Source organism: Firmicutes bacterium HGW-Firmicutes-1, assembly GCA_002841625.1.
Taxonomy (GTDB): domain Bacteria; phylum Bacillota; class Clostridia; order Lachnospirales; family Vallitaleaceae; genus HGW-1.
The window spans coordinates 162,058-174,606 of record PHAG01000004.1 but is presented as its reverse complement, the minus strand read 5'-3'; the positions used below and the strand labels follow the sequence as shown (position 1 = coordinate 174,606).

Here is a 12,549-nt window from a genome sequence, read left to right as displayed (position 1 = left end):
AAGCAAGAATATCTAAGAATAACGGAGATAAAATGACAACAAAAATTGTTAAAATTGATGGAGAGCACTTAGACTTCCAAGCGATAGAAGAAGCAGCCACATTACTTAAGCAAGGTGGACTTGTTGCATTTCCTACAGAAACCGTATATGGTATTGGTGCCAATGCTCTTAATGAAGCTTCCGTTAAAAGAATATATGAAGCTAAAGGAAGACCATCTGATAATCCATTAATAGTTCATATAGCACACTTAGATGATGTATATAAATATGCAAGTGAAGTTTCAGAGGTTTCCCTAAGGCTTATGAATAAATTTTGGCCTGGGCCACTTACGCTCATATTTAATAAGAAGGCCACCATCTCTAAGTTTATTACTGGAGGATTAGAGACAGTGGCAATTAGATTGCCTTCTAATAATATTGCTAGAGCCATTATTGAAGCGGCTGGATTACCAATTGCAGCTCCAAGCGCCAATAGATCAGGAAAGCCAAGTCCAACTCGTGCTAAACATGTTATTGAAGATTTGGATGGGCGGGTTGATATGATTATCGATGGTGGAAAGGCTCAAATAGGCCTGGAATCAACAGTACTAGATGTTTCTTCTGGTATGCCTATTTTACTAAGGCCAGGGTCAGTTACTAAAGAAATGTTAGAACAGGAAATTGGACAGGTTCAAGTAGATCCAACGCTAATGGGAGAACATGAGAAGATCGTTCCAAAGTCACCAGGAATGAAATATAAGCACTATGCACCTAAAGGAAAACTAACAGTTATTTATGGGGATGAAAATCTTGTAAGGAATAAAATTAACGAATTGGTTAGAGAAAAAGAAGTTGCTGGTGTTAAGGTAGCAGTTATTGCAACTTATGAAGATGAGCAAATGTACCAATGCGAAAATATAATTGTTATAGGCTCGAAAAACAATAGAACAGAAATAGCAGCTAATTTATTTAAGGTTTTAAGGATGATGGATGAACAAGCTATCGAATTTATTTATACGAAAGCTTTTTCTGAAAAAGACATTGGAATGGCAACTATGAACAGATTGCTCAAAGCAGCAGGGAATCAAAAAATCTGCTTGTAAAAGAAGGTATTTTATGAAAAAAATAATTTTTGTATGTACAGGAAATACTTGCAGAAGTCCTATGGCAGAAAAACTAGGAGAAAAAATAGCTGGAGAAAAAGGCTACGAGGCATTTTTTTTATCTAGAGGTATTTCCGTGTTTATGGCAGAACCAGCTCATCAAAATGCAATAAAGGCACTTGAATTATACGACTTAAACTTAAAAGAGCACATAGCCAAAAGCTTTGATATCATAGATGCACAGGGGAAAGTGGTAATTTTAACAATGACTTTGAAGCATAAGACTCATTTGTTACAGCAATTTCCAAGCTTAAAAGGCAGTGTTTTTGGGATAAAGGAATATGTTGGAGAATATGGAGATATCGTTGATCCATATGGAATGCAATTAGACGAATATTATGCCTGTGCAGAGCAATTGTGTAGTATTATTCATAAAATAATTGACAAACTAAAGGAGGACAGCAAATGATAGCTATAGGTTGCGATCATGGCGGATTTGAATTAAAGCTAGAGATTATTAAAATGCTAAAAGATCAGAATATTGAATTTATAGATTTTGGATGTCATTCAAAGGATTCCGTAGATTATCCTGTATATGCGAAACGTGTATGCGAATCTGTATTAAGCAATGAAAGCAATAAAGGAATATTAATTTGTGGTACTGGAATAGGTATTTCCATTGCTGCCAATAAGATCAAGGGAATAAGAGCTGCTTTATGTAGCGATTGTTATACTGCCAGTGTGACGCGAGAGCACAACGATACGAATGTATTGTGTCTAGGTGGAAGAGTAATTGGGGTTGAGGTAGCAAAGAAGATTGTCGAAACCTTTCTTGCTACAGACTTCTCAAATGAAGAAAGACATATCAAACGAATTCAGCAAATCGAAGAATAAAATCATAAATTAGGATAATTACCTAGGAGGAAAAGTAATGGAAAAATTACATTTGATGGATCATCCATTGATACAGCACAAAGTAGGTGTGCTAAGAAAATCAACAACAGGATCAAAAGAATTTAGAGAACTTGTTTCTGAAATTGCAATGCTTATGTGTTACGAAGCTACAAGAAATCTAAAGCTTAAAGAAATAGAGGTAGAAACACCTTTAGCAATAACTAAAATTAAGCAGATAGATGGAAAGACACTTGGGATTGTACCAATTCTTAGAGCTGGGCTTGGGATGGTTGATGGGATGTTGAACTTGGTGCCTACAGCTAAGGTTGGACATATTGGATTGTATAGAGATCCAGAGACACTGAATCCAGTTGAATATTACTGCAAGTTACCATATGATGCAACAGAAAGAGAATTGTTTGTATTAGATCCAATGCTAGCTACAGGAGGATCTGCTTCAGCTGCCATTCAATTTATCAAGGATAAGGGAGCTAAGAAAATTCACTTTATGTGTTTAATTGCTGCGCCAGAAGGTGTAAAAAGATTACAAGCGGCGCACCCAGATGTTGAAATATATATAGCAGCATTAGACGAAAAGCTTAATGATCATGGATATATTATTCCGGGCCTTGGAGATGCCGGAGATCGCTTATACGGAACAAAATAAGGAAGGAGAATGGACATGAGACCAACATGGGATGAATACTTTATGAATATCGTTGAGTTGATTAAAGAACGATCGACTTGTATGAGAAGAGAGGTAGGCGCCATGATAGTGAAAGACAAACGAATTTTAACTACTGGCTACAATGGTGCTCCGGCTGGTTGTGTCCATTGTTCTGAGATTGGATGTATTAGACAGGAATTAAACATACCTTCTGGCGAAAGGCATGAACTATGCAGGGCTTCACATGCCGAACAAAATGCTATAGTTCAAGCAGCCATGTATGGTGTTTCAATCAATGGAGGCACCATATATGTTACGGCTCAACCTTGCGCTATTTGCTCGAAGCTCATTATTAATTCAGGGATAAAGAGAGTTGTGTATAAAGGCGATTACCCAGATGAATTGTCCTTACAGCTTCTATCAGAAGCAAGTATAGAAGTGGTTAGATGGGAAAAAAATTAAGTTGACAATTGTTACATATAAATATAAAATATACATGGTTATTACAGCAAGATACACATATGCTATAAATTAGAAAAGACTAGAAAAGACTAAGCGATAAAATTCCTTTACGGGAGATGAAGACATGGATTTGTTAGCAGGTATTAATAGTAATTTGATATATATTGTTGGTTTTGCTATGGCATTTGTAATTACACTTTTAATGACACCATTAAGTAAGAAGTTTGCATTTAAGGTAGGCGCGGTGGCGGTACCTAATGCTAGAAGTATGCATAAAGCACCTATGCCACTAGCTGGAGGAAGTGCGATCGTACTTGGATTTGCAATAACGGTTTTGGCATTAGCACCTACCATGAAGAGTTTTCGGATCGAACATTACATAGGACTAATTATTGGAAGTATTCTTATAACGGTAGTTGGTTTATTAGATGATATCTATGACTTAAATGCAAGAGTAAAGTTATTCTTTCAAATGTTAGCCGCGCTTATTGTTGTGTTTTCAGGGACGACTATTGAGTTAGTCACTTGGCCGTGGGCAGCAGGTGGCGTGTTGATGCTTGGACCTATGAGTAAGATTGTTACAGTAGTTTGGATCATTGGATTAACAAATGCTGTTAACTTAATTGATGGATTAGATGGCTTAGCGACTGGAGTTTCTTCAATTGCTGCGCTCTGTCTAATGTTCATATCAATTATTTACAAGGAGCCAATGGTTGTTCTTCTTACTGCAGCACTTGCAGGCTCTTGTATGGGATTTTTGCCACATAATTTTAATCCAGCAAAAATCTTTATGGGGGATACTGGTTCAACTTTTCTGGGATTTACCTTAGCAGTCATATCAGTGAAAGGATTCATAAAAAGCTATACCGCTATTACCTTAGTGATTGCGATTGTTGTGCTTGGATTACCAATTTTTGATACCTCTTTTGCAATACTTAGAAGAATCATTAAAAGGCAGCCGGTTATGAAGGCGGATAGAGGACACTTACACCATCGTTTGGTTGATAAGGGATATAGTCATAAAAAGGCAGTTCTTACCCTTTATGGTATTAGTGGAGGGTTTGGTATTGCTGGTATATTGGTTGCAATGAATGACACTATATTTGCCCTAGTTATTATTTTGTTAATGGGTGTTGTATGGGTTACAGATTTGATGATATCAAAAAGAGAAAAGAAAAAATTATTAAATAAACAAGAACACGTTGAATAACGTGTTCTTGTTAGTGGTATGAAGGTATATTAAGATTATTGATTTATAAGTACCTTTTATTGATTTTATCCAGTAGGAAAGTTCTACTTTCCACGAAGCATAGAACAAAGCGTTAGATATCATAAATTATTATGTAACGCGCTGACAAGCGATTTGTTCTATGGTTCATTATTCTTTTATTAGTTCTCTAAATAATTTTGTAGCGATATCTTGATCAGAAGCATAAATTAGATAGGATATATCAACCTCAGAAGTTGTTATCATTACAATATCTATACTGTTCTCACATAGCAACTGCATGGTTCTCGCTGCAGTACCTGGTGTTGTTCTCATTCCCTCACCAAAAAGTGATATTTTAGTATTATTAGAATTAACTTCAATTCTAAGAGAAGGAATGCTGCTTTTAAATTCTTTAAGAGCTTGTATTGCAGCAAAAAGGTCTGAATCAGGTATTGTAAAAGATAAATTGATTGTGCCCTTTAATGGAGAAGTTTGACTAATCATATCAACATTAATCTCTTTCTTTGAGAGGGATAAAAAAATGCTCGATAAGACTCTCTGAGAAGTGGGGATTGCTATTAAAGTAATGAGTGTTACATTTTCTGTTAAACTCATACGGGTAACCGGTATGCTCATTAAAACACCTCCTAGAGTATGAACAAATGTGTGGTATTTATATTATAACATATGAGATTTTATGAAAGCAAATGGTATTGCACAACACGAAAATAATTGTTGATAATGAAATAAAAGGATATAATAAAAACATTACATAGGAAGGAAAGATATGATATGGCAATTCGAGTAATGAGTGTTTTTGGAACAAGACCTGAGGCGATAAAGATGGGCCCAGTCGTAAAAGCTATCGAAAGAACAGAAGGCATGGAAAGTATTGTATGTGTTACAGCGCAACATAGACAGATGTTAGATCAGGTTTTAGAAGTTTTTGACATAAAGCCAGATTATGACTTAGATATTATGAAAGCGGGTCAAACTTTAACTCAAATTACTACAAGAGCTTTAGAAGGTCTCGAAGCTGTCATTATAGAAGCCAAGCCTGATATCGTTTTAGTACATGGAGATACAACAACAACCTTTGCTGGAGCATTAGCAGCTTTTTATCAGCAGGTTAAGGTAGGACATGTAGAAGCGGGTCTTAGGACCTATAATAAGTACGAGCCATTCCCAGAAGAGATGAATCGCAAGCTTACAGGGGCAATAACTGATTTGCATTTTGCACCTACGCAAACGGCTAGAGAGCATTTGCTTAAAGAGGGCGTGGAAGATAGTTATATTTATGTCACAGGCAACACCGTTATAGATGCACTTAGTTCAACTATTTCTGATGAATATATGTTTTCTGTAGATCTTTTAAATACAATTGACTATAAGAAGAAACGTGTTATAACACTAACAGCTCATAGAAGAGAAAATCTTGGACAACCACTGATCAATATTTGCAATGCAGTTAAGCAAATAGCGCTAAACTTTTCAGATGTAGAAATTGTATATGCAGTTCATCTCAATCCTGCAGTTAAAAATACAGCATATGAAATATTAGGTGGCCTTAAGAATGTCCATCTTTTAGAACCACTAGAGCTGAAGGATATGCATAACCTACTCAATCGTTCCTATTTAGTGCTAACAGATTCTGGAGGTTTACAAGAAGAAGTGCCATCGATGGGTAAGCCTGTCTTGGTTCTTAGAAATGTTACGGAAAGACCTGAAGGAGTTGTTGCGGGAACATTGAAATTAGCAGGTACTGAGGAAGACACAATTTACCAAATGACCCATGAACTCCTTACGAATATAGAAGAGTATGAGAAAATGTCAACTGCAACCAACCCATACGGAGATGGTCATGCGGCTGAAAGAATAGTAAAAGCTATATTAAAAACAATATAATTTGAACCTTAAAAAATATTGTGAAAAAATTATCTTAATTTGCGAAAAAAGAATGGACATATAAATCATTTATAGGTATAATGTTATATTGTGGAAGGTAGTGTTTATTATGAAATTAGATTATAGTGCATTGAAGAATTTATCGCTATTATCCCAAGTAGGATTCCTTATGGCAATTCCTATTATAGGCTGTATACTACTGGGAAGTTATTTAGATGGACTGCTTGGAACCAATATTATTTTTTTAATTGTCTTTACAATTTTAGGTGTAATGGCTGCATTTAGAAATTTATACGTACTAAGCGTAAAGAAGAATCCAAGTGGAAAGAAGGCTCCTAAAAAATGAATTCAAAACACTCGCTTGTTATTGCTCTGGCCATAAAAGTAGTTATCATAATTGGCATATCATTTTTGATAGGATTATTTCTAGTAAATGATGTGATGGCGTATGGAAAAGGTCTAGCGTTAGGTGGAATATTTACAATATTAAAAATTCAATTAATGCAAACAACTTTTCAAAAAGCCACAGTTAAAAAAAGAAAGGCTGCAGAAAGTTATGCTACGCTACATTATACAATTAGATATGTACTTACACTTTTGGTAATTATTATTGGTGCATTAGAACCTACTATTCATATTGTGGGGGTTGTTATTGGACTATTGTCAATGAAAGCAGCTGCCTATTGGCAAGGCTACAAAGAAAAGCCAACGCCAAAGGATGGTTCCGTTGAATTTCTAGTATGGGAAGACGACGAAGAAGAAAATAGTGATTTTTAATAAATAAATGGAAAAGCTGCGGATATATGACAAGGATTTAAATTAATCACAGTGTTTTTCTTACATAAAGGAGCGAGGCTCCTATATAATAAGCTTTGACCTAACTGGAGAAGGTTTAGAGTTACATAATTCATTAAAAGGTACTTTATTCGAGGGATGCATTTTTAAAGCTATTCAAAAATGTTTTTGAGAATTGGCATAATGGGATTATGTAACTTTTTATATATATTCTATTTTTTATGCAAAGGAGGTGGAAAGTAATGGATTTTAATATTCATGTTGCCAAGGTCATTCACATCTTTGGTATTGAGATATGGATTACAGAGTCAATGGTTAATTCTTGGTTTATCTGTAGTTTCATAATTATAGGTGCCTTATTGATAAGAATGGCTATTAGAAATCCACAGAAAGTCCCATCAGGTGTACAGAATGTTGTAGAGTTTTTCGTTGAAGGCTTTGGTTCATTTACCTCATCAACCATGGGTAAGTATGGTCCGAAATTTTCATCATTCTATGGTGCTATGTTTATTTACATTCTATTTTTTAATCTTTCCGGATTATTTATAGGTCCAAATATTGTAGCGAGTACACCGTTAGACAAACAGCTACCATTTACTTTTATGAGACCACCAACAGCGGATATTGCTGTGACTTTAGCCTTAGCACTTATGACGTTTTTTATGACACAAGGCTTCGGTATTAAAAGTAAAGGTATAAAAAATTGGTTGAAAGGTTTGACAGAACCCATATTCTTGCTAACGCCATTGAACATTATTGGAGAACTTGCGAATCCTGTTTCATTAAGCTTCCGTTTATTTGGTAATATCCTGGGAGGCACCATTATTATGGGTCTTTATTGGAATTTACCATGGTTTGCATTGTTAGGGATACCGGTTGCGCTTCATGGTTACTTTGATGTTTTTGCAGGGGTATTACAATCATTTATTTTTATTATGCTGAGTATGACTTTCGTTTCAGGTGCTATGGAATAGATAATAGTAGCACTTATTTATCAAGAAGAGAGGTGAAGCCATGGCTATATTAGAATTTCTTTTTGGCTGGATGGAGCGCGTTGACGGGAAAGCATTAATATTGGGCTTTTCAGCTATTGGAGCAGGAATTGCAATGATCGCAGGAATTGGGCCAGGAGTTGGGCAAGGATTTGCAGCTGGTAAAGCAGCTGAAGCTGTTGGAAATAATCCAGAAGGTGGTAGGCAAGCAACCATTGTTATGTTGCTTGGTGCAGCCGTTGCCGAAACATCGGGTATTTTTTCTCTTGTTATTGCAATTGTTATATTGTTTGCGAACCCTTTAGTCAATCAAACAGGAACAGCAGTTGTATTAGCGGCTAGTGCATTAGGCGCGGGACTATCTATGATTGCTGGTATAGGGCCTGGTATTGGTCAAGGCTATGCAGCCGGTAAGGGTGCAGAAGCTGTAGGAAAACGACCGAAATTACAAAGTAGTATTGTCAGAACAATGTTACTAGGTCAAGCGGTAGCCCAAACCACGGGAATCTACGCGTTGATCATATCTTTAATTTTATTGTTTGTTAATGTACTTAATAAATAATACTAATTTATTTAAAATTTAAGGAGGATTTATCATGGAACAAATCGATGGAAAGGCTTTAATTTTAGCATGTTCAGCAATAGGAGCAGGTCTTGCAATGATAGCAGGGATAGGCCCTGGAATTGGACAAGGTTATGCAGCAGGTAAGGGTGCAGAAGCAGTTGGAAGACAACCTGGAGCTCAAGCTGATATCGTTAGAACTATGTTACTTGGTGCAGCGGTAGCAGAAACAACAGGTATTTATGGATTAATCGTAGCAATTATTTTATTATTCGCTAATCCACTTATTATTAAATATATCAGCTTACTTGGCTAATAAATGTGTAAGTAAGGGTGCCTACCCTGTTACACTTTTATGAAAGGAGGAAAGTAATTTTGAATGCTTTATTAAGTAGTGTTGAAAACTTTTTAGCAAGTAATGTCTTATTAACAACTACAGCTCCTGACGTTTCAGAAATGTCAAGAATCCTTGGATTTGATCAACAACTTCTTATTCAAACAGGGATTCATATGATTACAAGTCTTTTGCTTTTTGCAGTCCTTGGAAAGCTGCTTTTTAAGCCAGTTAAAACGATTCTTGCAAAAAGAAAAGAAACAATTGCAAATGAATATGAAACAATTAAAAGAGAAACGGAAACAGCGTTAGCCCTAAAAAAGGGATATGAGCTTAGAATTTCTGATATTAATAAAGAAGCAGCAGATATTATAACCAAAGCAAGACAAGCTGCCGTTACTCAAGAAAATAAAATACTTCATGAAGCTAGACAAGAGGCTGATAGAATTCACGCAAGAGCAGCTCTAGCAATTGAAAGAGAGAAAGAAAAAGCAAGAGATGATATTAGAAAAGAAATCATAGAGGTAGCAACTTTGATGGCAAGCAAATTTGTAGCAGCATCTATGACGGAGCTAGCAAGAAATGAGTTGTTTGAAAAAGCACTAAGTGAAATGGGTGAAAACACATGGTTGAATTAGTAGCACAACGATATGGTACTGCCTTATTTGAGCTTGCCTTAGAAAACAATCAAATTGATGAAATGGAACAAGAAGTTGTTTGTTTGAAAAAGATATTATCAGAAGAGAAGGAATTAATAGAACTCATTAGTAATCCGAAAATCACATTAAATGACAGAAAAAAAGTGGTTGAGGATATATTTAAGGATAAAATTTCTGATAATTTACTAGGTCTTATTGATTTAACTATTCATAAAAAAAGACAAAATATGTTACTGCAAATTTTTGAAGATTTTCTTTCTAAAGTGAATGAACATAAAGGTGTAGTAATTGTTGATGTCACGGTATATACTCTCTTATCAAAGGTTCAAGAGACAGAATTAATTGGTAGGCTTGAAGCTTTAACGAAAAAAACAATCGTCCTAAACCAAAAGGTAGATAAATCGCTTGTTGGAGGTTTAATCATTAGAATGGGTGATAGAATTATGAACCATTCTGTGAAAGGTATGATCGGTGCAATGTCAAAACAACTACTTGCACAGACTTAAACAAATTTATTTTCAAATTACATCAAAGTTAGCAATAGATATATGCGAGAAAAGTAATAAAACTAATAGAAAGGCGGTGTAACCTTCGTATGAACTTAAAACCAGAAGAAATCAGTTCTGTCATAAAAGAACAGATTAAAAGATATAAATCTGAACTACAAGTAACGGACGTAGGAACTGTATTACAGGTTGCCGACGGCATAGCTCGTATCCATGGTCTCGAAAATGCCATGGCTGGTGAGTTGCTCGAATTTCCAGGCGAAGTCTATGGAATGGTTTTAAACCTAGAACAAGACAATGTCGGTGCAGTATTGATGGGTGCAGACAAAAATATTAATGAAGGCGATATAGTAAAATCAACAGGTCGTGTTGTTGAAGTGCCTGTTGGAGATGCGCTTATAGGACGCGTTGTTAATGCATTAGGTCAACCAATCGATGGAAAAGGTCCAATTCAAACAACGAAATTTAGAAATGCAGAAAGAGTAGCACCTGGTGTTATGTCTAGAAAGTCTGTTGATACTCCAGTACAAACTGGTTTAAAAGCGATTGACTCTATGGTTCCGATTGGAAGAGGGCAAAGAGAGCTTATTATCGGAGATAGACAAACAGGTAAAACAGCAATTGCAATTGACACCATTATCAATCAAAAGGGTCAAAATATGTTGTGTGTTTATGTCGCTATTGGACAAAAAGCATCAACAGTTGCTGGTATCGTAAAAACACTTGAAGACAGTGGCGCAATGGATTACACAACAATTGTTGTATCCACAGCATCTGATCCAGCACCTCTTCAATACATTTCTCCATATGCAGGTTGTGCAATGGCAGAAGAATGGATGGAAGAAGGCAAGGATGTATTAATCATCTATGATGATTTATCCAAGCATGCAGTTGCGTATAGAGCCATGTCATTATTGCTTCGTAGACCACCAGGACGTGAAGCATATCCTGGGGACGTATTCTACTTACATTCAAGATTATTAGAAAGAGCAGCTAAACTTTCTGATGAGTTAGGTGGAGGATCCATCACAGCATTACCAATCATTGAAACACAAGCAGGAGACGTTTCTGCATATATTCCCACAAATGTAATTTCCATTACAGATGGTCAAATTTATTTGGAAACTGAAAGCTTTAATGCAGGGATTAGACCAGCGATTAACCCTGGTTTATCTGTATCTAGAGTTGGGGGTGCTGCGCAAATTAAAGCAATGAAAAAAATTGCTGGACCTATTCGTGTAGAATTAGCTCAATACCGAGAATTAGCTGCATTTGCACAATTTGGTTCTGACTTAGATAAAGACACAAGAGATAGCTTGGCACAAGGTGAACGTATTATTGAAGTGCTTAAACAAGCACAATATACACCAATGCCAGTAGCCCATCAATTGATTATTTTGTACGCAGTAACGAGAAAATTCCTTATGGATATACCAGTTGATAAAGTAAAAGAATTTGAAACAGGTTTAATTGAAATGGTTGAATCAAAGTATTCAGATATTATTACAGATTTAGTTGGTAAAGAGGGATTAACTCAAGAGCTTGAAGAGAAGTTAAATAAAGCAATTACTGAGTATAAAGGTCACTAAAATATGTAGATAAAGAGGTGTAAAAAAATGGCCTCCATGCGAGATATTAAAAGAAGAAAAACGAGTGTACAAAGTACAGGACAAATCACTAAAGCAATGAAGCTTGTTTCTACCGCTAAGTTACAAAAAGCGAAAGTGAAAGCTGAAGAAACAAGACCGTTTTTTAGAAAGATTTATGCCACTATTTCTTCTATTATTAAGACCAGTGGTAATGTAAAACACCCCTTATTACTTGAGCGAGAAGGCAATCGTCATACCTATATTGTGATTACCTCCAATAGAGGATTAGCAGGTGGGTATAATGGTAATGTTTGCAAGTTGATCTATGGTAAAGAAAAGAAAAATCAAGATGTAATCATTATTGCTGCTGGTAAAAAGGGATGCGATATTCTTAAGAAAAAAGGATATGATATTTTATCCGAGCACCACAATGCCGTTGATGTACCTACTTATGTAGATGCTCGAGACATTGGTGAAGAGGTATTAAATCTATATAAGGAGAATAAAACAGATAAAGTATACATTGCTTTTACTGGTTTTAATTCTTCGATTTCACAAGAAGCAAAAGTCATGAGATTGCTTCCACTAGAAGCGGGAAATTTTGAAGAAGAAGTAGCTGAAGAACCTATGAACTATGAACCAGAGGCAGAGGCTGTTCTTGATCAAATTATACCTAAATACATTTATAGTATTATTTATGGTGCTTTAAAGGAATCTGTTGCAAGTGAACATGGCGCAAGAATGACAGCCATGGATTCCGCAACCAATAACGCAAATGATATGATTGATAAATTGGCATTACAATACAATAGAGCGCGTCAAGCTTCTATCACACAAGAACTTTCAGAAATTGTTGGTGGAGCAGAAGCGCTTAAGTAAAGGAGTGAAATAA

The 12,549-nt window shown here is 35.7% G+C and carries 17 protein-coding genes; 16 read left to right on the top strand and 1 reads right to left on the bottom strand.

Features of this window, described 5'->3' with window-relative positions; all coding sequences use genetic code 11:
• The first annotated feature begins 32 nt into the window (after positions 1-32).
• The 6 genes from CVU84_06540 to CVU84_06515 all read left to right on the top strand — a co-directional run bounded on the left by CVU84_06540 (position 33) and on the right by CVU84_06515 (position 4,315).
• Positions 33-1,082 carry a threonylcarbamoyl-AMP synthase gene (locus CVU84_06540; GenBank protein PKM95332.1) on the top strand — a complete coding sequence of 350 codons (1,050 nt, stop codon included), beginning with the start codon at positions 33-35 and terminating at the stop codon, positions 1,080-1,082.
• 13 nt (positions 1,083-1,095) lie between these two features.
• Positions 1,096-1,551, top strand: a complete 456-nt coding sequence (locus tag CVU84_06535; protein PKM95331.1) for a low molecular weight protein arginine phosphatase — start codon at positions 1,096-1,098, stop codon at positions 1,549-1,551.
• Positions 1,548-1,976, top strand: coding sequence for a ribose 5-phosphate isomerase B (gene rpiB / locus CVU84_06530; protein PKM95330.1), 429 nt, complete (start codon positions 1,548-1,550; stop codon positions 1,974-1,976). Before CVU84_06535 ends, rpiB begins: the two co-directional genes overlap by 4 nt.
• A gap of 37 nt (positions 1,977-2,013) precedes the next feature.
• Positions 2,014-2,643 carry a uracil phosphoribosyltransferase gene (locus CVU84_06525; GenBank protein ID PKM95329.1) on the top strand — a complete coding sequence of 210 codons (630 nt, stop codon included), beginning with the start codon at positions 2,014-2,016 and terminating at the stop codon, positions 2,641-2,643.
• Between the two features lie 15 nt (positions 2,644-2,658).
• Complete coding sequence (locus tag CVU84_06520; GenBank protein PKM95328.1) at positions 2,659-3,105, top strand: cytidine deaminase; 447 nt, start codon at positions 2,659-2,661, stop codon at positions 3,103-3,105.
• A gap of 124 nt (positions 3,106-3,229) precedes the next feature.
• Positions 3,230-4,315, top strand: a complete 1,086-nt coding sequence (locus tag CVU84_06515; protein ID PKM95327.1) for an undecaprenyl-phosphate alpha-N-acetylglucosaminyl 1-phosphate transferase — start codon at positions 3,230-3,232, stop codon at positions 4,313-4,315.
• 168 nt (positions 4,316-4,483) lie between these two features.
• Here the strand turns inward: CVU84_06515 and CVU84_06510 are convergent, their stop codons facing one another.
• Complete coding sequence (locus tag CVU84_06510) at positions 4,484-4,951, bottom strand: amino acid-binding protein (protein PKM95326.1); 468 nt, start codon at positions 4,949-4,951, stop codon at positions 4,484-4,486.
• A 156-nt stretch (positions 4,952-5,107) separates the two neighbouring features.
• Between CVU84_06510 and CVU84_06505 the strand changes: the two genes are divergently transcribed.
• From CVU84_06505 to atpG, 10 genes are all read left to right on the top strand, one after another.
• Entirely contained in the window at positions 5,108-6,220 is a 1,113-nt protein-coding gene (locus CVU84_06505; GenBank protein ID PKM95325.1) for a UDP-N-acetylglucosamine 2-epimerase (non-hydrolyzing), read from the top strand.
• Between the two features lie 109 nt (positions 6,221-6,329).
• Positions 6,330-6,566, top strand: coding sequence for a F0F1 ATPase subunit (locus CVU84_06500; protein PKM95324.1), 237 nt, complete (start codon positions 6,330-6,332; stop codon positions 6,564-6,566).
• On the top strand, positions 6,563-6,997 hold the full coding sequence (locus tag CVU84_06495) for a hypothetical protein (GenBank protein PKM95323.1): 435 nt from the start codon (positions 6,563-6,565) through the stop codon (positions 6,995-6,997). The genes CVU84_06500 and CVU84_06495 overlap by 4 nt, the downstream gene beginning before the upstream one ends.
• A gap of 239 nt (positions 6,998-7,236) precedes the next feature.
• Complete coding sequence (gene atpB, locus CVU84_06490; GenBank protein ID PKM95322.1) at positions 7,237-7,989, top strand: ATP synthase F0 subunit A; 753 nt, start codon at positions 7,237-7,239, stop codon at positions 7,987-7,989.
• A gap of 40 nt (positions 7,990-8,029) precedes the next feature.
• Positions 8,030-8,569: an ATP synthase F0 subunit C gene (gene atpE / locus CVU84_06485; protein ID PKM95321.1), complete on the top strand. Its 540-nt coding sequence runs from the start codon at positions 8,030-8,032 to the stop codon at positions 8,567-8,569.
• A 34-nt stretch (positions 8,570-8,603) separates the two neighbouring features.
• Positions 8,604-8,885 (top strand): ATP synthase F0 subunit C, encoded by a 282-nt coding sequence (atpE, locus tag CVU84_06480; protein ID PKM95320.1) that lies wholly within the window; start codon positions 8,604-8,606, stop codon positions 8,883-8,885.
• Between the two features lie 59 nt (positions 8,886-8,944).
• Positions 8,945-9,541 carry an ATP synthase F0 subunit B gene (gene atpF, locus CVU84_06475; GenBank protein PKM95319.1) on the top strand — a complete coding sequence of 199 codons (597 nt, stop codon included), beginning with the start codon at positions 8,945-8,947 and terminating at the stop codon, positions 9,539-9,541.
• Positions 9,529-10,068, top strand: coding sequence for an ATP synthase F1 subunit delta (gene atpH, locus CVU84_06470; protein PKM95318.1), 540 nt, complete (start codon positions 9,529-9,531; stop codon positions 10,066-10,068). Before atpF ends, atpH begins: the two co-directional genes overlap by 13 nt.
• A gap of 89 nt (positions 10,069-10,157) precedes the next feature.
• Entirely contained in the window at positions 10,158-11,657 is a 1,500-nt protein-coding gene (locus CVU84_06465) for a F0F1 ATP synthase subunit alpha (protein PKM95317.1), read from the top strand.
• A gap of 27 nt (positions 11,658-11,684) precedes the next feature.
• Complete coding sequence (gene atpG, locus CVU84_06460; protein PKM95316.1) at positions 11,685-12,536, top strand: ATP synthase F1 subunit gamma; 852 nt, start codon at positions 11,685-11,687, stop codon at positions 12,534-12,536.
• The last annotated feature ends 13 nt before the right edge of the window (positions 12,537-12,549 follow it).

What these genes read in the sequence shown, in the direction of transcription:
- CVU84_06520 (PKM95328.1), top strand. Translation starts at nt 2,659, where the DNA reads ATGAGACCAACATGGGATGAATACTTTATGAATATCGTTGAGTTGATT.
- CVU84_06535 (PKM95331.1), top strand. Translation starts at nt 1,096, where the DNA reads ATGAAAAAAATAATTTTTGTATGTACAGGAAATACTTGCAGAAGTCCT.
- CVU84_06540 (PKM95332.1), top strand. Translation starts at nt 33, where the DNA reads ATGACAACAAAAATTGTTAAAATTGATGGAGAGCACTTAGACTTCCAA.
- atpB (PKM95322.1), top strand. Translation starts at nt 7,237, where the DNA reads ATGCAAAGGAGGTGGAAAGTAATGGATTTTAATATTCATGTTGCCAAG.
- CVU84_06495 (PKM95323.1), top strand. Translation starts at nt 6,563, where the DNA reads ATGAATTCAAAACACTCGCTTGTTATTGCTCTGGCCATAAAAGTAGTT.
- atpE (PKM95320.1), top strand. Translation starts at nt 8,604, where the DNA reads ATGGAACAAATCGATGGAAAGGCTTTAATTTTAGCATGTTCAGCAATA.
- atpG (PKM95316.1), top strand. Translation starts at nt 11,685, where the DNA reads ATGGCCTCCATGCGAGATATTAAAAGAAGAAAAACGAGTGTACAAAGT.
- CVU84_06515 (PKM95327.1), top strand. Translation starts at nt 3,230, where the DNA reads ATGGATTTGTTAGCAGGTATTAATAGTAATTTGATATATATTGTTGGT.
- CVU84_06465 (PKM95317.1), top strand. Translation starts at nt 10,158, where the DNA reads ATGAACTTAAAACCAGAAGAAATCAGTTCTGTCATAAAAGAACAGATT.
- CVU84_06510 (PKM95326.1), bottom strand. Translation starts at nt 4,951, where the DNA reads ATGAGCATACCGGTTACCCGTATGAGTTTAACAGAAAATGTAACACTC.
- CVU84_06525 (PKM95329.1), top strand. Translation starts at nt 2,014, where the DNA reads ATGGAAAAATTACATTTGATGGATCATCCATTGATACAGCACAAAGTA.
- CVU84_06500 (PKM95324.1), top strand. Translation starts at nt 6,330, where the DNA reads ATGAAATTAGATTATAGTGCATTGAAGAATTTATCGCTATTATCCCAA.
- atpE (PKM95321.1), top strand. Translation starts at nt 8,030, where the DNA reads ATGGCTATATTAGAATTTCTTTTTGGCTGGATGGAGCGCGTTGACGGG.
- CVU84_06505 (PKM95325.1), top strand. Translation starts at nt 5,108, where the DNA reads ATGGCAATTCGAGTAATGAGTGTTTTTGGAACAAGACCTGAGGCGATA.
- rpiB (PKM95330.1), top strand. Translation starts at nt 1,548, where the DNA reads ATGATAGCTATAGGTTGCGATCATGGCGGATTTGAATTAAAGCTAGAG.
- atpH (PKM95318.1), top strand. Translation starts at nt 9,529, where the DNA reads ATGGTTGAATTAGTAGCACAACGATATGGTACTGCCTTATTTGAGCTT.